At 70.3% G+C, this 17,620-nt stretch carries 20 protein-coding genes and 2 pseudogenes; 14 read left to right on the top strand and 8 right to left on the bottom strand.

Annotated elements, in window-relative coordinates; translation table 11 throughout:
• The first annotated feature begins 458 nt into the window (after window positions 1-458).
• From ACFXB5_RS39020 to ACFXB5_RS39045, 6 genes are all read left to right on the top strand, one after another.
• Entirely contained in the window at window positions 459-1,307 is an 849-nt protein-coding gene (locus ACFXB5_RS39020) for a phosphatase PAP2 family protein (protein WP_385217523.1), read from the top strand.
• A gap of 141 nt (window positions 1,308-1,448) precedes the next feature.
• Complete coding sequence (locus ACFXB5_RS39025; protein ID WP_385217526.1) at window positions 1,449-2,411, top strand: HAD family hydrolase; 963 nt, start codon at window positions 1,449-1,451, stop codon at window positions 2,409-2,411.
• Between the two features lie 85 nt (window positions 2,412-2,496).
• Window positions 2,497-3,666: a pyridoxal-phosphate dependent enzyme gene (locus tag ACFXB5_RS39030; RefSeq protein WP_385217529.1), complete on the top strand. Its 1,170-nt coding sequence runs from the start codon at window positions 2,497-2,499 to the stop codon at window positions 3,664-3,666.
• Window positions 3,663-4,340, top strand: coding sequence for a transcriptional regulator (locus ACFXB5_RS39035; protein ID WP_201857044.1), 678 nt, complete (start codon window positions 3,663-3,665; stop codon window positions 4,338-4,340). The genes ACFXB5_RS39030 and ACFXB5_RS39035 overlap by 4 nt, the downstream gene beginning before the upstream one ends.
• Window positions 4,340-5,266, top strand: a complete 927-nt coding sequence (locus ACFXB5_RS39040) for an aminoglycoside phosphotransferase family protein (RefSeq protein ID WP_385217532.1) — start codon at window positions 4,340-4,342, stop codon at window positions 5,264-5,266. The genes ACFXB5_RS39035 and ACFXB5_RS39040 overlap by 1 nt, the downstream gene beginning before the upstream one ends.
• A gap of 68 nt (window positions 5,267-5,334) precedes the next feature.
• Window positions 5,335-6,039: an MBL fold metallo-hydrolase gene (locus tag ACFXB5_RS39045; RefSeq protein ID WP_385217534.1), complete on the top strand. Its 705-nt coding sequence runs from the start codon at window positions 5,335-5,337 to the stop codon at window positions 6,037-6,039.
• 22 nt (window positions 6,040-6,061) lie between these two features.
• Here ACFXB5_RS39045 and ACFXB5_RS39050 read toward each other — a convergent pair whose 3' ends face one another.
• From ACFXB5_RS39050 to ACFXB5_RS39060, 3 genes are all read right to left on the bottom strand, one after another.
• Window positions 6,062-6,601 carry a DinB family protein gene (locus ACFXB5_RS39050; RefSeq protein ID WP_385217537.1) on the bottom strand — a complete coding sequence of 180 codons (540 nt, stop codon included), beginning with the start codon at window positions 6,599-6,601 and terminating at the stop codon, window positions 6,062-6,064.
• Window positions 6,602-7,177: 576 nt separating this feature from the next.
• Complete coding sequence (locus ACFXB5_RS39055) at window positions 7,178-7,381, bottom strand: DUF397 domain-containing protein (protein WP_385217540.1); 204 nt, start codon at window positions 7,379-7,381, stop codon at window positions 7,178-7,180.
• 15 nt (window positions 7,382-7,396) lie between these two features.
• Entirely contained in the window at window positions 7,397-8,281 is an 885-nt protein-coding gene (locus ACFXB5_RS39060) for a helix-turn-helix domain-containing protein (RefSeq protein WP_385217542.1), read from the bottom strand.
• A 179-nt stretch (window positions 8,282-8,460) separates the two neighbouring features.
• On the opposite strand from ACFXB5_RS39060, the gene ACFXB5_RS39065 reads away from it, so the two are divergent.
• The 4 genes from ACFXB5_RS39065 to ACFXB5_RS39080 all read left to right on the top strand — a co-directional run bounded on the left by ACFXB5_RS39065 (window position 8,461) and on the right by ACFXB5_RS39080 (window position 11,816).
• On the top strand, window positions 8,461-8,886 hold the full coding sequence (locus tag ACFXB5_RS39065; protein WP_086885764.1) for an ATP-binding protein: 426 nt from the start codon (window positions 8,461-8,463) through the stop codon (window positions 8,884-8,886).
• A 143-nt stretch (window positions 8,887-9,029) separates the two neighbouring features.
• Window positions 9,030-9,404 (top strand): hypothetical protein, encoded by a 375-nt coding sequence (locus ACFXB5_RS39070; RefSeq protein WP_385217545.1) that lies wholly within the window; start codon window positions 9,030-9,032, stop codon window positions 9,402-9,404.
• Window positions 9,405-9,507: 103 nt separating this feature from the next.
• The gene (locus tag ACFXB5_RS39075) at window positions 9,508-10,614 is read left to right on the top strand and encodes a hypothetical protein (RefSeq protein WP_385217548.1); all 1,107 of its coding nucleotides are present in this window, start codon (window positions 9,508-9,510) and stop codon (window positions 10,612-10,614) included.
• Window positions 10,611-11,816: a hypothetical protein gene (locus ACFXB5_RS39080; protein ID WP_385217551.1), complete on the top strand. Its 1,206-nt coding sequence runs from the start codon at window positions 10,611-10,613 to the stop codon at window positions 11,814-11,816. The genes ACFXB5_RS39075 and ACFXB5_RS39080 overlap by 4 nt, the downstream gene beginning before the upstream one ends.
• Window positions 11,817-11,858: 42 nt before the next feature.
• On the opposite strand, the pseudogene ACFXB5_RS39085 reads toward ACFXB5_RS39080, so the two are convergent.
• A pseudogene (locus ACFXB5_RS39085) lies at window positions 11,859-12,383 on the bottom strand (bifunctional glutamine-synthetase adenylyltransferase/deadenyltransferase); the annotation flags it as partial.
• Window positions 12,384-12,485: 102 nt separating this feature from the next.
• Between ACFXB5_RS39085 and ACFXB5_RS39090 the strand changes: the two are divergent.
• Together ACFXB5_RS39090 and ACFXB5_RS39095 are read left to right on the top strand one after the other, a co-directional pair.
• The gene (locus ACFXB5_RS39090; RefSeq protein WP_385217554.1) at window positions 12,486-12,848 is read left to right on the top strand and encodes a DUF1684 domain-containing protein; all 363 of its coding nucleotides are present in this window, start codon (window positions 12,486-12,488) and stop codon (window positions 12,846-12,848) included.
• Between the two features lie 37 nt (window positions 12,849-12,885).
• Window positions 12,886-13,290, top strand: a complete 405-nt coding sequence (locus ACFXB5_RS39095) for a nuclear transport factor 2 family protein (RefSeq protein WP_385217556.1) — start codon at window positions 12,886-12,888, stop codon at window positions 13,288-13,290.
• Between the two features lie 512 nt (window positions 13,291-13,802).
• Here the strand turns inward: ACFXB5_RS39095 and ACFXB5_RS39100 are convergent.
• Window positions 13,803-14,540 (bottom strand): DJ-1/PfpI family protein, encoded by a 738-nt coding sequence (locus tag ACFXB5_RS39100; RefSeq protein WP_385217590.1) that lies wholly within the window; start codon window positions 14,538-14,540, stop codon window positions 13,803-13,805.
• A 71-nt stretch (window positions 14,541-14,611) separates the two neighbouring features.
• On the opposite strand from ACFXB5_RS39100, the gene ACFXB5_RS39105 reads away from it, so the two are divergent.
• On the top strand, window positions 14,612-15,571 hold the full coding sequence (locus tag ACFXB5_RS39105) for a GlxA family transcriptional regulator (protein ID WP_385217559.1): 960 nt from the start codon (window positions 14,612-14,614) through the stop codon (window positions 15,569-15,571).
• A 21-nt stretch (window positions 15,572-15,592) separates the two neighbouring features.
• Here ACFXB5_RS39105 and ACFXB5_RS39110 read toward each other — a convergent pair.
• Window positions 15,593-15,928: pseudogene (locus ACFXB5_RS39110) on the bottom strand (NADH:flavin oxidoreductase/NADH oxidase); the annotation flags it as partial.
• Here ACFXB5_RS39110 and ACFXB5_RS39115 point away from each other — a divergent pair.
• Window positions 15,889-16,068: a hypothetical protein gene (locus ACFXB5_RS39115; RefSeq protein ID WP_385217593.1), complete on the top strand. Its 180-nt coding sequence runs from the start codon at window positions 15,889-15,891 to the stop codon at window positions 16,066-16,068. The pseudogene ACFXB5_RS39110 and the gene ACFXB5_RS39115 sit on opposite strands and share 40 nt — an antisense overlap.
• Before the next feature lie 510 nt (window positions 16,069-16,578).
• Here ACFXB5_RS39115 and ACFXB5_RS39120 read toward each other — a convergent pair.
• Together ACFXB5_RS39120 and ACFXB5_RS39125 are read right to left on the bottom strand one after the other, a co-directional pair.
• Window positions 16,579-17,127, bottom strand: a complete 549-nt coding sequence (locus tag ACFXB5_RS39120) for an NIPSNAP family protein (protein ID WP_385217562.1) — start codon at window positions 17,125-17,127, stop codon at window positions 16,579-16,581.
• Window positions 17,124-17,591 (bottom strand): hypothetical protein, encoded by a 468-nt coding sequence (locus ACFXB5_RS39125; protein WP_385217565.1) that lies wholly within the window; start codon window positions 17,589-17,591, stop codon window positions 17,124-17,126. Before ACFXB5_RS39125 ends, ACFXB5_RS39120 begins: the two co-directional genes overlap by 4 nt.
• Window positions 17,592-17,620 lie beyond the last annotated feature (29 nt).

Below are 17,620 nucleotides of genomic sequence, written 5' to 3' on the forward strand. Positions count from 1 at the left end.
GTGTCGATGTGCGGCTCCGCCACGTGGGCGCGACCAGCCACGACGGCGCCGCGGACGATCGACCACAGGTCAGGGCACTTCCAGCGGAGCGCTTAGGGGTGTTCGGCGGGGGTTGACGCCTGCGGCGGGCTGCTCCCCTCCCCGCCCCTTCCCACAACTGGGGCTCCGCCCCAGACCCCGCTCCTCAATCTCCCCCAGCTACCGCTGGGAGGTGCCCCCTGGAGGGGCTGGAAGGTGGGGCTCCGCCCCAGCCCCGGGGTCCAGGGGCGGAGCCCCTGGTGACGGGAAGGGGCGGGTAGGGGAAAGCCCCGTCCGGGCCCTCGTCCAGTGGCCCGGCAACCGGTGGACGTATAGGGGCATACGCCCCTTGGAGGACCTCCTGGACCAGGACATAAGCAACGAAGACCCGATGCCGTGGATGATCTGCGGGTGGACGTCGTCTGGCAGACTGTTGCCCTATGGGTGGAGCGACGATCAGGACCACGGCAGGCCGAACAGCCACCCCGGCACCCATCGCGGACACCGACGCGGAACGGGCACCGGGCCTCACCCTGATGGACCGGTTGCGTACCCCCAGAAGGCCCCGGCTCTGGTTCGAGATCGTCCTCATCGCCGTCAGTTACTGGACGTATTCGCTGATCCGCAACGCCGTCCCGGAGCAGCGGCCGGAGGCGCTGCGCAACGCGAGCTGGATCTGGGAGTGGGAGCACCGGTTCGGAATGGCCTTCGAGCGGGGCGTCAACCATGCGGTCGACTCGGTCAGCTGGCTGATCGTGGGCATGAACTACTACTACGCCACGCTCCACTTCATCGTGACGCTCAGCGTGCTGGTGTGGCTCTACCACTGGCATCCGGGCCGTTACGCCGCCACCCGGCTGGCGCTCTTCGCGACCACGGGTGTGGCCCTGCTCGGCTACTACTTCTTCCCGCTGGCCCCGCCCCGGCTGATGAACGGCGGCCACTTCATCGACACCGTGGTGGTGCACAACACCTGGGGCTCGATGGCCTCGGGAAACCTCGCCGATATGTCGAACCAGTACGCGGCGATGCCCTCGATGCACATCGGCTGGTCGCTGTGGTGCGGGTTGACCATCGCGACGCTGGCCCGCCCGGTATGGGTGAAGGCGCTGGGGCTGCTCTACCCCTCGGCCACGCTGCTGGTGATCGTCGCCACCGCCAACCACTTCTGGATGGACGCGGTCGGCGGGGTCATCTGTCTCTCCTTCGGCTTCGCGCTGTCGAGCGCGTGGTACGGCTCGCTGCCGTACCGGCTGCCGAAGCAGGTGGCCGTGATCTGCACGGCTTGATCGTCCCCGGCGGAGCCGCCATTCTCTGTTCCGCAAGGTCGACATGAGTTCACATGCCGACATGGTTCAGGGGCTCCATGTGTCGCGCTGATCGACGCGGAATGAGCACGATGAGCGTGACGAAAGGGACCACCGGCCACCGTGCACACCGCCGACGCCGCTGCCGCTGCCGCTTCTTCCGTATCCACGTCCGTATCCACTTCCGGACCCACGTCCGGACCCACGTCCGTATCCGCCTCCGGCCCACCGGGAGCCCTGCCCGCTCCGGGCGCGCTGCTCCCCCGGCCCCGTACCGCCGGGCGGCCCCGCTTCCCGCTGGTGGCCACCGACCTCGACGGCACCCTGCTGCGCGGGGATCTGACGGTCTCGCCGCGCAACCGTGAGGCGCTGGCCCTGATCCGGGCTGCCGGGGCGCGGCACCTGGTGGTCACCGGGCGCCCGGCCGCGTCCTGCCGGGAGTTCCTGGTGGCGATCGGCTACCGGGGGCTCGCGGTGTGCGGGCAGGGCGCGCAGCTGTACGACGCCTCCGCGGACCGGCTGCTGGTCTCGGCGTCGCTGGACCGGGAGCTGGCCCGGTCGGTGGTGGAGCGCACCGAGGAGGCGCTGGGTGCGGGACCGCTGGAGCTCGCCGTGGTGACCGCGGCGCCCGAGAACCGCTTCGTCGTCACCGCCCGCTTCACCGACCGGACGCGTCCGGAGTGGGGGCTGGCCGAGCGGGAGGAGCTGTGGGCGGCGCCGATCGAGAAGGTGCTGATGCGCCACCGGACGGTGGCGGACGGGCTGGTGGCGGCGGCCGCGGAGCGGGTGGGCGCGGGCGAGGTGGCGGTGACCCACTCCGAGAAGGGCATGATCGAGGTGCTTCCCGCCGGGACGGACAAGTCGGTGGGGCTCCAACTGGCCGCCGATCGCATGGGGTTCACCCCCGCCGAGACGATCGCGTTCGGCGACATGCCCAATGACATCCCGCTGCTGGGCTGGGCCGGATACGGGGTCGCGATGGGCAATGCCCATCCGGATCTGAAGGCGATGGCCGACGAGGTGGCACCGGCGAACGAGGACGACGGGGTCGCGGTGGTGCTGGAACGGCTGTTCGCCCACCCTTGAGCGGCCCTCGCACGGCACTCGCGGTGAGCTCGAGCAGCCCATCACTCCCTTGACTGGATATACACAGCTAGACAAAATATCCAAGGTGCGAGCTGAACCACGATCCGAACCCCACTACGTCGACGAGCGCTCCGGCGCCACATACCCGATCGACGACCCTCGCTGGTGCGGCGATGACGGGGCTCCCCTCACCGTCTCCGCACTGCCCGGCATCACCCGCGAGCAGGTGGACACCGGGGCCCGGTCACTATGGCGCTACCGAGCGGCCCTCCCGGTGCGCATCGATGCCCCGGTGTCACTGGGAGAAGGGTGCACCCCGCTGCTCGAGAAGAGCTGGGGAGAGGATCGGCTTCTCTTCAAGCTGGAGTGGTTCAGCCCCACCGGCAGCTTCAAGGACCGCGGCACCAGCGTGATGATCTCGCTCCTCGCCCAGCGCGGCGTACGCGAGGTCATCGAGGACAGCTCCGGCAACGGCGGGGCCTCCATCTCCGCGTACTGCGCCGCCGCCGGCATCCGGGCCCGGATCCTCACCCCCGCCACCACCTCCCCCGCGAAGATCCTCCAGAGCCGGGCCTACGGCGCCGAGGTCCAGCTGGTGCCGGGCGACCGGGACGCCACCGCCGCGGAGGCGCTGCGCCAGTCGGCCCATACGTACTACGCCAGCCACAACTGGCACCCCTTCTTCCTCCAGGGCACCAAAACCCTGGCGTACGAGCTGTGGGAGGACCTGGGCTTCACCGCACCGGACGCCGTGGTGACCGTGGCGGGCGCGGGCAGCACCGTACTCGGCTGCGACCTCGGCTTCTCCGAGCTCCTCGCCGCGGGCCAGATCGCCCGTCGCCCCCGGCTGCTGGTGGCCCAGCCCGCCCACTGCGCCCCGCTGCACGCCGCGTTCCGCGCGGGCAGCGAGACTCCCGTGCCGTCTCTGCACGCCCCGACCATCGCCGAGGGCACGGCCATCCGCGAGCCCGTCCGCTTCCCCGAGGTGCTGCGCGCCATCCGCCGCTCGGACGGCGACATGGCGGCCATCCCGGAGGACGCGATCGCCTCGGCGGTCCGCCGGCTGGCCGCGATGGGGCTCTACGCGGAGCCCACCAGCGCGACGGCCGCCGCCGCGATCGAGGTCTTCCGGGCCCGGGGCGCGATCCGCCCCGGTGAGACCACGGTGGTGCTGCTGACCGGGTCGGGCCTGAAGGCGACGCCGACGATGACGGAGCTCTTCACGCCCTTCGCGCCGGAGGGCGATGAGCGATGACCGAGGAGAGGCGTCAGGAGACGACGGGAACCCCCGAGGACGAACTGCTGCTCCGCGAGGCCGAGAAGATCGTGGTCGCCCTCGGCCGGATGTTCCCCGGGCTGTGCGAGGTGGTCCTCCACGATCTGCGCAACCCCGACCAGTCCATCCGCGCCATCGAGAGCAATCTCTCCGGCCGCGAGGTGGGCCAGCCCGCCACCGAGCTGGGCCTGGCCCGGATGCGGGACCCCGGCTTCCCCGACATCGTCCAGAACTACGCCAACCGCTTCCCGGACGGCCGCCCGGCGAAGAGCACCTCGATCGGCATCAAGAACAGCGCGGGCCAGTACGTCGCCGCCATCTGCCTCAACCTGGACGTCTCCCTCTTCGCGAGCGTCGCCCGCAGCCTCACCAACCTCGTCCGGACCGATGAGCAGGAGCAGCCGCTCACCGAAACCCTCCGCGCCCGCACCGCCGCGGAGCTGCGCACCGTCATCGAGGAATTCGCCGCCGCCCGCGGCCAGACCCCGCGCAGCCTGGGCACCCCCGCCAAGAAGGAACTCGTCCGCACCCTCAAGACCAGCGGCTACCTCCAGGTGAAGCACTCCGTCCAGGTGGTCACCGAACTGCTGGGCGTCTCCCGCGCCACGGTCTACAACTACCTGCGCTCGCCCGACGCCGGAGACCACCCCTGATGACCCCACCGAACCGGCGCATCGACGTCCCCGAATCCTTCGCCGCGTCGTTCGGCGAGCACGACGCCACCGGACGCGCCTGGCTCGCCGAGCTGCCCCGGCTGGCCGCCGACTTCCTCGACCGCTGGGATCTGCGCCCCGCCGGTGCCGCCGCCCACGGCATGGCCTCGCTCGTCCTCCCGGTGACCGGCCCGGACGGAACACCCTCGGTCCTGAGGCTCCAGCAGGTCAGGGAGGAGACCGAGGGCACCCCGCTGGGCCTGCGGACCTGGAACGGCAACGGCGTGGTGCTCCTGCTCGACCACGACCCGGACACGGGCACCATGCTGCTGGAGCGGCTGGACGCGTCCCGTCCGCTCTCCTCGCTGCCCGACGACACCGCCGCGATACGCGTCCTGGCCGACCTGCTGGCCCGGCTGACCTCGGTACCCGCCCCCGGCGGCCTGCGCCGGCTGTCCGACATCGCCGCCGCCATGCTCGAGCGGACGCCCGACGCCGTACCGGGCCTGCGCGACCCGGCCGAACAGCGGCTGGTCCGCGCCTGCGCCTCCGCCGTGGCCGAACTCCTCGACGAACCCGGAGACCGGCTGCTGCACTGGGATCTCCACTACGACAACATCCTCGCCGGTGAACGCGAGCCCTGGCTGGCCATCGACCCCGAACCGCTCACTGGCGACCCCGGCTTCGAACTCCTCCCGGCGCTGGACAACCGCTGGGACGAGGTCCTGGCCACCGGTGACCCCACCCGCGCGGTACTCCGCCGCTTCGACCTGCTGACCGAGGCCCTCGATCTGGACCGGCAGCGAGCCACCGGCTGGACCCTCGGCCGCGTCCTGCAGAACGCCCTCTGGGACATCGAAGACGGCAAGACCGCGCTGGAACCGGCTCAGGTCGCCATCGCCACGGCCCTGCTGGTCCATCGCTAGCCACTTGCCGCTCTGCTCTCGGCAAACGCCCCGTGCGGGCGGGCCTTGCACCACGCGACCATGGCGGGATGGCCAACGACATCTCCGTGCGCCGCCTCGACCTCGGCTACTTCGTCCGCCCCGCCCTCGAAACCGGCGGCCCGGAGCCACGGGTCGAACCCGTACTCGCCTATCTCGTACGGCACGACCGTGGGCTGGTCCTCTTCGACACCGGTATCGGCGCCGCCGACCCCGGGACCGAGGCGCACTACCGACCCCGCCGCCGCGCCCTGCCGGACGCGCTGGCGGCGGCCGGGGTCGCCCTCGCGGACGTCTCCCTCGTCGTGAACTGCCACCTCCACTTCGACCACTGCGGCGGCAACCCCCTGCTGGGCGGCAGGCCGGTCCTGGTCCAGGACGTGGAGCTGGCCACCGCGCGCGGAGGCGACTATACGTTCGACGAGCTGCTGGACTTCCCCGGCGCCACGTATGAGGAGCTCGCCGGGGAGAGCGAGATCTGGGCGGGCGTCCACATCGTCCCCACCCCCGGCCACACCGACGGCCATCAGTCGCTGGTCGTCCGCCAGTCCGACGGCACGGTGATCCTCGCCGGTCAGGCACATGACTTCGCCTCCGAGTTCACCTCGGACCACCTGGCCCGCAGGGCCGCCCTCGACGGCGTGGCGCAGCCCCTTCCCCCGTACCGCCCCTGGCTGGACCGCCTCGTCGACTTCGACCCCCGCCGTGTGCTCTTCGCCCACGACTGCGCGGTCTGGGAGCCGTCGGACGGCTGACGCTCTCGTCTCAACTTCCCGTTCATCCCATGGTCTTGGCGCCGTCCAGGGACTCGCGAATGATGTCGGCGTGCCCGGCGTGCTGCGCGGTCTCGGCGATGACCTGCAGCAGCACCTGACGGGCCGACCAGCGCACGCCGGACTCGAACCACGGCGCCTCCGGCAGCGGCTGGGTCGCGTCCAGGTCGGGCAGGGCGGCGATCAGCTCGTCGGTCCGGTGGGCCACCGCCGCGTACTCAGCCAGTACGCCGGCCAGCGTCTCGCCGGGCAGCAGCCGGAACTCGTCGGCCCGCTTGGCGAAGTCGGCCTCGGTCATGGCGGTGAAGTCGGGCATGGCCGACGGGCCGTCCAGGATGAAGTCCACCCAGGTCCGCTCCACCGCGGCGACGTGCTTGACCAGACCGCCCAGGCACAGTGCGCTGACGGTGGTGCGCAGCCCGGCCTGCTCGTCGGTGAGATCGCGAGTGGTGAAGCGCAGGAAGTCCCGGTGCTTGCTCAACGTCCGCAGCAGGTCGGCACGCTCGCCGGTGAGAGTCGCCGACTCGCTCAGGGTCTCGGTCATGATCTCCGCCTTCGGTTGGTCCCGTGTTCCTCGGCCAAGAACGACAGTAGGAGCCACTGCGGACAGCTTCTGTCCTCAATTCCGGGAGAATCGGAGACATGGCGAACACCAGCGCGTGGGCTTTTCGCCCAGGGCTGTGCGGTCTGGGAGCCGTCGGGCGACTGGCGGTTTCGTCTCGCGCCTTCGGCGCCTTTGAGCATGGGGCCCGGGGGTGGGGGGCGCGGGCCTCGACGCCGACCGCAGGGCCGTGGGTGGCGAGGCCGGTGGCGGCTCCCGTACTCAGGGGCTTATGCCGATGCCGGACCGCCGGGGGTGGGGTACCCCCTGGAAAACCTTTGATAAATTAGTTGCTTCAGATCAAGCGTTTTCGAGAGGGGTACCCGGAGGGGCCGTCAGTCCGGCCGGGACCCAGCCCAGGAGCACAGGAGCCGCCACCGGGGCCCACCACCACCGGCCCGTCGGTCGGCGGCGAGGCCCGCGCCCCCACCCCCGTCCCCCATGCTCAATGGCGCCGAAGGCGCGAGACGAAACCCGCACCGCACAACCGGCCCCAGCGCAGGAACGCGGCCACGACGGTCACACACTCCCCGACAGATGGTCGAAATCGCCCCGCTTGAGCCCTCGGAGGAAGGCAGCCCACGGGGCTGGCTCCGTGGCAATGACGGCGGCCGGGGCGTCGCTTTCGCGGATGAGTATGAGGTCGGCAGACGGTGCCGAGACCTCGACGCACTCCGCGCTGACTTGACCACTGCTGAAACTCGACTTGCGCCAACAGGACATGCCCAGGACTCCCCTTCACAAGGTGTACAGCAAGTGCTGGATGAGCTGGAGTGAATCCCTCTCGGTATAGCACTTGCGTTCGCCCTGGAGGGCAATGGGCGGGAGAGCCACCGCGCTGAGGTGCTCGAAGGCCGAGTTGTACTGGGTCAGATGCTCACGGTCTCCGAGAAAGGCGGAGGAGACTGGATGCTCGACATAGACCGTGCTCAGTTCGGGGACCCGACTGTCCAAGAGGCTGAAAGGTGCTCCCGGCGTCGTCGAGTTGACGTCCGACCTGAACGGCAGCAGCTGGATGCGCACATGAGGCAACTCGGCCATGGCGACGAGGTGCTCGATCTGGCGGCGCATGACGTCGCCGGGCACGAACTTCATCAGGAGGGCGGCTTCATGGATGACCGCATGGAAGAGCTGCGATCCGTCGGCCAGCACGTGCTGTCGCCGCTGCCGGAACTCAACGCCCGCATCGATCACTTGCGGGCTGTCCGGCTGCCCGCTCTCGAACAGGTAGCGCATGTACTCCGCCGTCTGGAGTAGACCTGGCACATACATCCACTGGAACGAGCGGTGCGCCACGGCACTCGCCTCCAGCTCCGCGAGATCGAGGGCTCGGGCGTTGTGGCTGACTTTGTAGGGCGACCACCACCCCCGACCTGTGGCCCGGCTCAGCTCACACAACCCTTCGACCAAGGGATGGCTTGTGCAACCGTACGCCTCCGCGAGAGCCCGTAGTTTCTCCTCCGGGATGGCCGTGCGGCCCGTCTCGATGTGACTCATGTGCGCTCGCCCGAGCCCCGCGTGGGCTCCCGCCTCCGTTGCTGACAAGCCACTCGCCTCGCGCAGCTTCCGTAGCTCCTCGCCCAGCCGTCGTTGCCGTTGGGTCGGGTTGGCCCGCAACCCCATCGCGCGACTCCCTTCGTGGATCAGGCGCAGTCTGCCCGCTTTTGCGGCGAGCGGTCCACTCGCGAGAGGGAATTTCCGACATTAGGTTGCGCTAGCTAAACCTACATCTCTACCGTCGAAGGCACATCGCCCAACCGGCGTCCGCCGAACGGCCGTTGGCCGAAGGAGGCAACATCACCATGAGCGCCCAGTTCCCCCGCGCCGACTTCTCCCTCGTCTTCCCGCCCGACCCCGGTTGGGTCCGTACCGCCCGGGAAGCCGTCCGCACCGCCCTGCACACCGCGAAGCGCACCGACTTAACGGATACCGCTCTGCTGCTGACCTCCGAGGCCGTCACCAATGCCGTCAACGCCTGCCGGACCAGCGGCTGCTCGGCACCCGTCACCCTCTACGCCGAGTGGGGACCGTACGGCACACTGCGGGTTCTCGTGAGCGACGACGCCCCCGGCCTCCCCGCCCAGCCTCTTGCCCGGGACACGGCCGACGCCGAGAGCGGCCGAGGGCTGCTCATCATCGGCAGCTCGGCCACCGACTGGGGTGTCTGCCACCACGGACCGGGCCCCGGGAAGGCGGTGTGGTTCCAGGTCAGCGGGGCCAGTTCATGAACGGTCAATACGCTCAAGCGCCACGTACACGAGAGAGCTCGGGGTCCTTCTCTCTCACTTCGGGGTCGCGGGACCAGTGGGTGCCACCCGCGGAGCTACCGTGACGCCACAACTCCCCTGTCCCTCGGCGCCTGGAGGATGGTGTGCGGTACAAAGGGCCGCTTCCGAAGCGGGTCACCGGCCGGTTCAATGCCTGGATGGTCGGGCTGCGCGCCTCTCCCCGGTGGGGGCGGTGGGTGAGCGGGCGGCTCACGGTGGTGACCTATACGGGGCGGCGATCGGGGCGCACCTTCAGTACGCCGGTCAGCTATCGGCGCGCCGCCGACGGCGTCACGATCGCCGTCGCCCTGCCCGAACGCAAGCTCTGGTGGCGGAACTTCACCGGTGAGGGCTGGCCGATATCGCTGGATCTGGACGGTGCCGAGCGGACCGGGCACGCGGTGGCCCGGGTGGACGGCAAGGGGCGCGTCACCATCAGCGTGCGGCTCGACCACCCGCCCGCCGCGAGCAGCCGCTGACGGCGGCTGACGGCCGCTGACGCCTACGGAATTGCCATGACCCCTTCACTTCGTGCGCTGAACCGCTGAGTAGGATCGTCGGCCACACGGGGGAAGGTCATAAATGAAACAGTTGATGGGCGGCGCGCGCCGCCGTGCCGTTCTGGTCGGTGGCGCCGTCGCGGTGCTGGTGGCGGCCGGGGTCGGGACCTGGGCCACGGACACGTGGCCGTTCGACGGGAAAGACACCTACTGCTGGGGTGCGTGGAAAGAGGACAGCGGGCCGGACTTCCTGAGCGGCGACGCGCTGGACGAGGACAACGCCAGCCGTACGTCCAAGGAGACCGTGCCGACGCCGGGGCGGCAGCGCGGGCGGTGCACCGTGGCGCTCCACTCCGAGCGCGTCGGCAGCGACGGCGGCAAGGTCGTGGAGGAGACCGAGATCACGGTCACCTACGGCCCGGCGCCCGAGGGCGCCGCGAAGCGCATGGAGTGGATCGGCGGCTACCTCGGCGACCGGGCGATGCCGCTGCCCGACGGGCTGCCGGGCGCCACCGACGGGCGGCAGGCGCTGCTGGTGCTGCCCAAGGAATGCGACACCGAGGACGGGCGGCCGACCGCGGTGACGCTCGACTCGATGGCGCGGTCGGTCTACAGCGACTCCACCATGCCGGGCGACGCGGGGCTCGGCGGCTCCCAGTCCGTGGCCGAGTTGCTCGTCGCGGTGGCCAACCGCGCGATGGAGAAGGCGGGTTGCGCCCCGGCGAAGCCGCTCGAGGCCGTCTCGCCGATGGCCACACTCCCCGAGGACGATGAGGACTTCTTCACCCGGGCCTGCCGGATCAGGGGCCTGGAGTTCGACAAGGAGGCGGCCCGCGACCTGGAGTACCAGGTCGGCGCGGTCACCCGGGATCTCCAGTCCTGTTCGGTACGGACGCAGCGCGGCGAGGGCCGGTACTTCGACGCCCTGATGGTCGCCCAGCCGCGGCTCGCCGCGCTGTTCGACGGGGCCACGGGCAGCAAGGCACCGGCGCGCGGCTGGCGCGGTACGGGGGTCTTCGCCGACGACTACAAGGTCGTACGGGCCGACTGCGCTGGGCAGCGCCCGCTCACCGTGCTGATGCTCGCCCCCTCCCTGCACGAGACGACTCCGTACTTCGCCGCCTTCGCCAACGCCGTGGCGCGACGCGTCGGTTGCGCGCCCGTCGCACCTGGGGGTTCCAGCCGATGAACGACTCCGAGAACAACGAGAACAACGAGAACAACGAAAGCGACGAAGCCAACGAGAACGGCGCCCGCGTGCCGCTGCACGAACGGCGCCGCCCCTGGTGGCACTGGCAGCGCGTGGCCCGCTCCCGCCCGCGGCTGGGCGTGATCATGGCCGTGGTCGGAGCCGTCGTGGGAGCGTTGCTCGGCGGCGCGGGGGTGGCCTGGCAGGCCGAGGCGGGTCCGTTCGCGGACGACCGGGCCTGCTGGGGAGCGTTCGGCCGGGACGACGTCGCGGCGCTGTTCGACGGCAAGCGGGACATCAAGACCTCCGAGGTGCCCATCACCACCGATCGGACCGGCAGTGAGGGCCCGTCGGGCGAGTGCCGGCTGACGTCGCCTCGCGGGCGGCGGATCACGGTCGAGACGCACCAGCTGGACACCGGGTTCGGCGGCGCGGGCGACCGGTGGGCCGATGAGTTCCTGTCCGCGCGGCTCACCCCGCTGGGCGACGGGCTGCTGGGCATGGCCTCGGACACCCGGGCCTGGCTCGCGGTGCCCGACGGCTGCATCGGCCGGCCGAGCCGGCTGGACGTCACCAGCGGCCCCACCGTGATCGACATGGAGACGGGCTGGACCGTCTACGACGACGAGGTGGACATCGAGGCCCGCGATCAACTCGCCCGCGCCGTGGTCAAGCTGGTCAACCACTACATGGCCGACCAGGGGTGCACGGGCGAGATCGCCGACCCGGTCGGCCGGATGCCGGAGCCGCCGGGGTCCCTGCTCGAGGAGAGGGACGCGATGTGCGACGTCAAGGGGCTGCGGCTCCCGGCCGCGTACAAGCACGAGGGAAGGGGCGGCACCGTGGTGACCCAGGGCGACGGCCCGGTGCGCACCTGCGACCGCGATGTGCTCTTCGGCCACCCCCAGCTGCGGCTGATGACGATCGAGGACCCCCGGCTCGCGATGCTCTACGACAGGCTGTCCCGGGACGGCGCCAAGGACCGGGTCAGCGCCGGTGAGCAGGACGGATACGGTTTCGTCCGCGACGACATGGGGCTGTTCCAGGCCGAGTGCCAGACCGGCCAGGTCACCTTCCTGGTACGGGCGGAGAACGGCGACCACCCCGGGGACATCCGTACGATCCTCCCCCGCTATGTGGCCGCGGAGGCCGACCGGATCGGCTGCGGCCCGCTGCGCGTCACCCTGCCCTCGGACGGCTGACCTGGGCCGCGGACAGCTGACCCGGCGACAAGCCGCGGGTGTTCAGCTCTCGTAGTCGTAGAAGAGCCGCTCCACCACCGCCCGCGCCCGGCGGGTGGTGCGGCGGTAGTCCTCCAGCATCTCGCCGACGTGGCCGGGGCCGTAGCCCAAGTGGCGGCCCACCGCGGCCAGTTCGCGGACGGCCGTCGGGAAGGTGTCGCCGGGACGGCCGCGGACGAGCATGACGGCGTTGCGGACGCGGCTGGCGAGGATCCACGCCTCGTCGAGGGTCTGGGCGTCCTCGGTGGAGATCAGCTCGGCGGCGTGGGCGGCGGCCAGGGCCTCGCGGGTGCGGGTGGTGCGCAGTCCGGGCTCGGCCCAGCCGTGCCGCATCTGGAGCAGCTGGACGGTCCACTCGACGTCGCTGAGACCGCCGCGGCCCAGCTTGGCGTGGGTGGTGGGGTCGGCCCCGCGCGGCAGCCGCTCGGACTCCATCCGGGCCTTGAGCCGCCGGATCTCGCGGATCGCGTCCTCGCCCAGCCCCTCGGCCGGATACCGCAGCGGATCGATCAGCTCGATGAACCGCGCGGCCCGCCCCCGGGGGCCCCCCCGGCGCGCCCCGCGGGGGGCGCGCCCGGGGCGCGGCCCCCCCCCCGCCTCCTGGAAGTGACCCGGCTGACCAGCCCGAGTATGCGGGACACCCTCCCGGCCCCGGGTGACTTCGTCTTCGATCTGCGAGGCGAGCGGCACACGCTCCAGGCGTTCGGTGTGGCCGGCGACACCCTGCTGATCACGTTCACCGACGGCACCAGCGGCACGGACACGCCCGGCATGGGCCGGTGGCTGATCCTGCCCCGGCCCAAGGACGCCACGGGTACGGCCCGTATCGACTTCAACCGGGCCGTTGTCCCCCACCACATGTTCTCGGCGGCCTTCCCCTGCCCCCTGCCGCCCCGGGAGAACCACCTCCCCCTACGCGTCGAAGCGGGGGAACGCGCCCCCGTCTTCGAGGAAGAAGCGGCCGTCGGCACCACGACGGGCCCCGCCGTCTGACATTCGCCGCAACCGGCGTACCCCGAAAGGAAAAACGATGACACCCGACCAGGACCTTCGCGCAGCAGCGGTGCGCTACCTCCGGCAGTGGGAGGTGCGGGACTACGCCACGATGCGCTCCCTGTGCACCGACACCGCCACCGTGTGGCACAACGATGGAAGCGGTGACCAGCCGATTGACGAGAACATGGAGCTGCTGAAGCAGTTGGCCGCCGACGTCGAGACACTTCGGTACGGCATCGTGCGGCAGTTCCAGGACGGCGACGAAGTGCTCCAGCAGCAAGTACTCCACCTGACCATGACCGACGGGTCCCGCAGTGACGTACACGCGGCGATGTACTTCCGGTTCGACGGCGGCCTCATCGACCGCATCGAGGAATACTTCAACGTCGTACCGCTCAACGAATCCATGCCGTCATCCGGCTCGCCCGAACAGCGCTGATCGCGGCACCTACCCGCCAAGCCGTCGGCTGAGACAGGGCCCCGGACGCGGCACCGGCCCGGCCCTGCCTTGTGCGAGGAGACCGCAACCTCGTCTGTGCCGACCCGATGACGGGCGGCAGCGCCGCTTCTGGCAAACGCGCCTCGCGCGTACTCGGTCGAAGTGTCCACCGGGCCGCGCGGTCACACCCGTTGACCGTGGCGCAGATTCACGACGTCGCCCATGACATCGTTCGCCGAGCATCAGTCGGCCTTCCATCGCCGACGGCGGGCCTCCACTGAACAGCGCCTCGGGGGCAAGAGGACGGAGCCGGTGTGCTGCGGTCCGACGTCCGGGCAGGAAGGCGGTGGTTGTTGCCTCAGCCGTTGACATCGTCGCCTGCTACACGGCGAAGATCCCCATCTCTTACACCCGCGAGACCCCACCGAGTACCCGAGCCGGGTGAGGCGATACCCGACAAGGGACTACCAGGCGAAGCGGGCCCTCATCTCGACTCCGCTATCCCCACCTCCTCAAGATGATCCTGCGGTACCCGAGCCCACCGCCGTCCGCTGCTCCAGTACACGGGACACGGAGTTTCGGAGATTATCATCGACCTTTACGGCCCACTTATGGAACTGCGCCACCACTTCGGGTCCCGCGCCCTGGGGGGAGCCTGCGTCGAGGGGTGGCATGGGGTCGTATTCCATGGCCAGCTGTGCAAATTTCGCGGTCTTTTCTCCGAGGGCGTGCGCAGTGACCGTGAGGCCGAAGTCGATGCCCGCGGTCACGCCGCCGCCGGAGAACCTGTTCCGGTCGATGCATACTCGCTCCGTCGACACCTCGACGCCCAGCCGTGCCAGATGGTCACGGGTGGACCAGTGCGTTGCCGCGCGATAGCCGTCGAGCAGCCCGGCCGCGGCGAGGACGAGTGATCCGGTGCAGACCGAGGTGATGTACGAGGCCGTCGCACCGCGGTCGGCCAGAAACGCGATGGCCGCGCTGTCCAGCATCACCTTGTCCACGGACCCTCCGGGCACGAACAGGATGTCCAGCCGGGCGGGGCAGTCGTCGAATGTGACGGTCGGCGTGATGGTCACTCCGGTGTCGGAGACCACCGGTTCAAGTGTGCTGGATATCAGATGGACCTTCATGCCCGCGCCCGCGAAGGCCGTGTGCGGACCGATGAAGTCCAGTGTGGTGTGGTCGTTGAAAAGAAGCATACCGACTTCCAACGTCCGCTCGGTTCCAGCGTTATTCTCTTCGCTCATGCCGACCACGCTAGTTGTCGAAATAGCTCTGATCGAGTGGCAGTTCTGACAGGAAGCGCTATTTTTCTGCCATGCAGTCCTCTACGCTTACCGTCGGCGCGCCCCACACCATTGCTCTCCTGGTTCTGGAGGGTGTGGTGGCCTTCGATCTGGGAGTCCCACTGCTGGTGTTCGGCACCATGCCCGATGACTACCGCATCGTCCTCTGCGCACCCGAGCCGGGACCCGTGTCCAGTTTCGATGGCTTCTCACTGGGCGTCAGCCATGGGCTCGACACTCTGGCACAGGCCGACACCCTCATCGTCCCAGGCTATGACATAGACAAGCCCGTCACGGCCGCAGCGCTGGAGGCGTTGCGCAAGGCCCATGTCGACGGGGCGCGCATCGTGTCCATTTGCAGTGGTGTCTTCGCTCTTGCCGAGGCCGGCCTGCTCGACGGGCTGACCGCCACGACACACTGGCGGGCGGTGGACCGCCTTGCCCGACACCACCCCGCCGTACTCATCGATCCGGATGTTCTCTACGTCGACCAGGGCCGGATTCTTACCTCCGCCGGCGCCTCCGCGGGGATCGACCTGTGCCTGCACATCATCCGCCGTGACCACGGCGCGGCCGCCGCCAACGCCGCGGCCCGACTCGCGGTCGCGGCGCCACACCGCACCGGTGGCCAGAGCCAGTACATCAAGCGGTCCATACCTCACACGTCCGGGCAGTCACTCGCCCGGACCCGGGAGTGGGCACTGACTCACCTCGGCGAACCGCTGCCGGTCCGCCGACTGGCGAAACACGCGGCCTTGTCGGAGCGCACCTTCGCCCGGCGATTCGTGGAAGAAGTCGGCGTATCACCAGCACAATGGCTGCTGACCGCTCGCATCGACCTCGCCAAACAGCTTCTCGAATCCGGTGACCACAGCATCGACGAGGTCGCCCGGCGCGTCGGCCTCGGCACCGCCGCCAACCTCCGCGCCCGCTTCCACAAAGCCACCGGCACCAGCCCAACCGCCTATCGCCAGACCTTCACCCGCCACTGAGACAGGACCGCCAACAGCCCGGCTCGGTGCCACGGTCTGCCAGCCACCCTCGGCCTCGGGCACATACCGGTCGGACAGCCACGGCTTGTCGACCGACGCCTTGCGTCCCGCGTGCGCGAGCTGGATCGCCGGGACCGCGCCGTGGGAGCGGATCGCGGCGGTGACGCGGGCGAACGCGTCCTGCTGGCGGTCGTTCCACAGGCCCAGGTCCCAGGGGCTGATCCGCCCGTCGGGACGGACTCCGGTGGCCTCGGCCATGACCAGCCCGGTGCCACCGGCCGCCCGGCTGGTCAGATGGGCAAAGTGGAAGTCGGTGGGTGCGCCGGTCTCCGGGCCCGCGGGGGCGGCGGAGTACATGCCTCGGCCGCATCCCGCGCGAACACCGTGAACTTGTCACCGCCCTGCGCTCCCGCGACTTCGAGGTCGCCCTCGACCTCTTCGCCGCGCACCGCCGCCACGCCGTCGAGGTGGTCCCGGCCGACCCCGACTCGAGTTGACCGAGGGGCCGCCTGCGGCAGCGCGGAACGGAAGGCGGTACTTGGTACCGGCTCCGTGATAGCGCGAGGCTGGCCTCCACCCTCTCGTTCGGGGCCGGAGCCTCGAACGCGCCGCGCGAGCTGCGCAAGGCGAACGGATGATGTAGGTACAGCGCAGCAGCGAGCCCATCGCGATCCCGGGACACCTGATCCCGCGCGACGATGGGCTCAGCCGCGAAGAGACAGCGCCCTGGCCAACACAGCGCCAAGGTCTATCGGGTGAGAAGCTCACCCTGCGAAGGCGGGCGGCACCCCAGTGATGCGGGCCAGCTACGGGCCGACTCGTCGCTGTGCTGCGCGACGGCATCCCCGGCCTTGGCCGCCCGACGCCCACCCGGCGCGCGCCCACTTCCCGGGGTGCACCCGGTTCTACCCGGACCGGACTCCCACCGGCAGGCGACAACGGGCTTACGACCGAAGATCAACTACGTCATCGACCTCCCAGTCTGCTGGGCGCGCGACAGCGCGAGGCTAAGTCGTCACGGGTTCCAGCCGCAGCCGCCGGATCGGCCAGGGCGGCGGCTCGGCCGGGCCGAACCAGACCCGGACGTCCTCCCCGGTGCGGACCGGCAGGAGGGGGTAGTCGTTCGTGGCGTGCTCGGTGCGGTGCAGCGCATGGCCCGAGCCCAGGTGCCGGGCGGCGTACGCGTCGAAGGCAGCCGCGTCGGACGGCCGGCAGATCGTCGCGACCACCTCGCGGGTGCCCGGCTCCGCCTCGAAGCACGGGCCACGCAGCAGCAGGACGTCGTCGCTGTCGACCATGGTGGCGTTGGCCTCGTCGCGGTACTTCCGCCAGACCGGACCGGTGTAGAACGCCTCCAGCGCGCGCCGGCGGTGCGCCATGTCGGGGAACGCGCGCAGCCAGACGAAGCGGTCCGGGTCGTCGAGGTCGCGGAATCGGCCACCGACGGTGATGCCGACCGCTTGCTGGCCGACCACGAACTCGCGCTCGAACAGCCCGATCAGCGTCTCCCGGGCGCCGGGATGCAGAGTGTACTGCCGGAGTTCGACGATGCTCATGCGTCGGCCCGCCCGGTGCGGGTGAGGTCCATGGTCCAGTTGAGCTCCCAGGTGCGGCTGTCGTCGGCGGAGAACTCCTGCTCCCAGCGGGCGGCGTCCGGGCCGAGACGGTTCCAGGTGAAGTGCACCCGGATCGGGCGGCCGTCGTAGGTGTCCTCGCCGTGGAAGTCGCCGCGGTCGCCCGTGAAGCCGCCGATCACGGGGGGATCCAGGCGCCCCGTCCGGCTGTCGGACCAGTGGATCGACCAGCGTTCCGTCTCGCGGTCGAACAGCCGTAGGGTCACGCCCTGGCGGCCGAGGGTGGGGAAGGTGATCTCGTCGATGTTGCCGGCACCCCCGAACAGCGGCCGGACCACCGCGTGACCGGGGAACTCCACCCAGGTGGCGGGGCCCGGGCCGAGCGGTGCGGTGAGACGGCGGTTGGCCACGTCCCAGGAGCCGTGCAGGAAGTCGAAGTCGTCCATGCCTCGCAGGCTAGGGACACTCTCCTGAC

Source organism: Streptomyces sp. NPDC059455 (genome assembly GCF_042750115.1).
Classification (GTDB): Bacteria; Actinomycetota; Actinomycetes; order Streptomycetales; family Streptomycetaceae; genus Streptomyces; species Streptomyces endocoffeicus.

Bases quoted from the DNA above. Each gene is read 5' to 3' on its own strand.
- ACFXB5_RS39055 (WP_385217540.1), bottom strand. From the start codon at position 7,381: ATGTCCTGTTGGCGCAAGTCGAGTTTCAGCAGTGGTCAAGTCAGCGCG.
- ACFXB5_RS39100 (WP_385217590.1), bottom strand. From the start codon at position 14,540: ATGAGCGAAGAGAATAACGCTGGAACCGAGCGGACGTTGGAAGTCGGT.
- ACFXB5_RS39040 (WP_385217532.1), top strand. From the start codon at position 4,340: ATGACCCCACCGAACCGGCGCATCGACGTCCCCGAATCCTTCGCCGCG.
- ACFXB5_RS39050 (WP_385217537.1), bottom strand. From the start codon at position 6,601: ATGACCGAGACCCTGAGCGAGTCGGCGACTCTCACCGGCGAGCGTGCC.
- ACFXB5_RS39020 (WP_385217523.1), top strand. From the start codon at position 459: ATGGGTGGAGCGACGATCAGGACCACGGCAGGCCGAACAGCCACCCCG.
- ACFXB5_RS39090 (WP_385217554.1), top strand. From the start codon at position 12,486: ATGCGGGACACCCTCCCGGCCCCGGGTGACTTCGTCTTCGATCTGCGA.
- ACFXB5_RS39075 (WP_385217548.1), top strand. From the start codon at position 9,508: ATGAAACAGTTGATGGGCGGCGCGCGCCGCCGTGCCGTTCTGGTCGGT.
- ACFXB5_RS39120 (WP_385217562.1), bottom strand. From the start codon at position 17,127: ATGAGCATCGTCGAACTCCGGCAGTACACTCTGCATCCCGGCGCCCGG.
- ACFXB5_RS39045 (WP_385217534.1), top strand. From the start codon at position 5,335: ATGGCCAACGACATCTCCGTGCGCCGCCTCGACCTCGGCTACTTCGTC.
- ACFXB5_RS39060 (WP_385217542.1), bottom strand. From the start codon at position 8,281: ATGGGGTTGCGGGCCAACCCGACCCAACGGCAACGACGGCTGGGCGAG.
- ACFXB5_RS39095 (WP_385217556.1), top strand. From the start codon at position 12,886: ATGACACCCGACCAGGACCTTCGCGCAGCAGCGGTGCGCTACCTCCGG.
- ACFXB5_RS39105 (WP_385217559.1), top strand. From the start codon at position 14,612: ATGCAGTCCTCTACGCTTACCGTCGGCGCGCCCCACACCATTGCTCTC.
- ACFXB5_RS39065 (WP_086885764.1), top strand. From the start codon at position 8,461: ATGAGCGCCCAGTTCCCCCGCGCCGACTTCTCCCTCGTCTTCCCGCCC.
- ACFXB5_RS39125 (WP_385217565.1), bottom strand. From the start codon at position 17,591: ATGGACGACTTCGACTTCCTGCACGGCTCCTGGGACGTGGCCAACCGC.
- ACFXB5_RS39080 (WP_385217551.1), top strand. From the start codon at position 10,611: ATGAACGACTCCGAGAACAACGAGAACAACGAGAACAACGAAAGCGAC.
- ACFXB5_RS39035 (WP_201857044.1), top strand. From the start codon at position 3,663: ATGACCGAGGAGAGGCGTCAGGAGACGACGGGAACCCCCGAGGACGAA.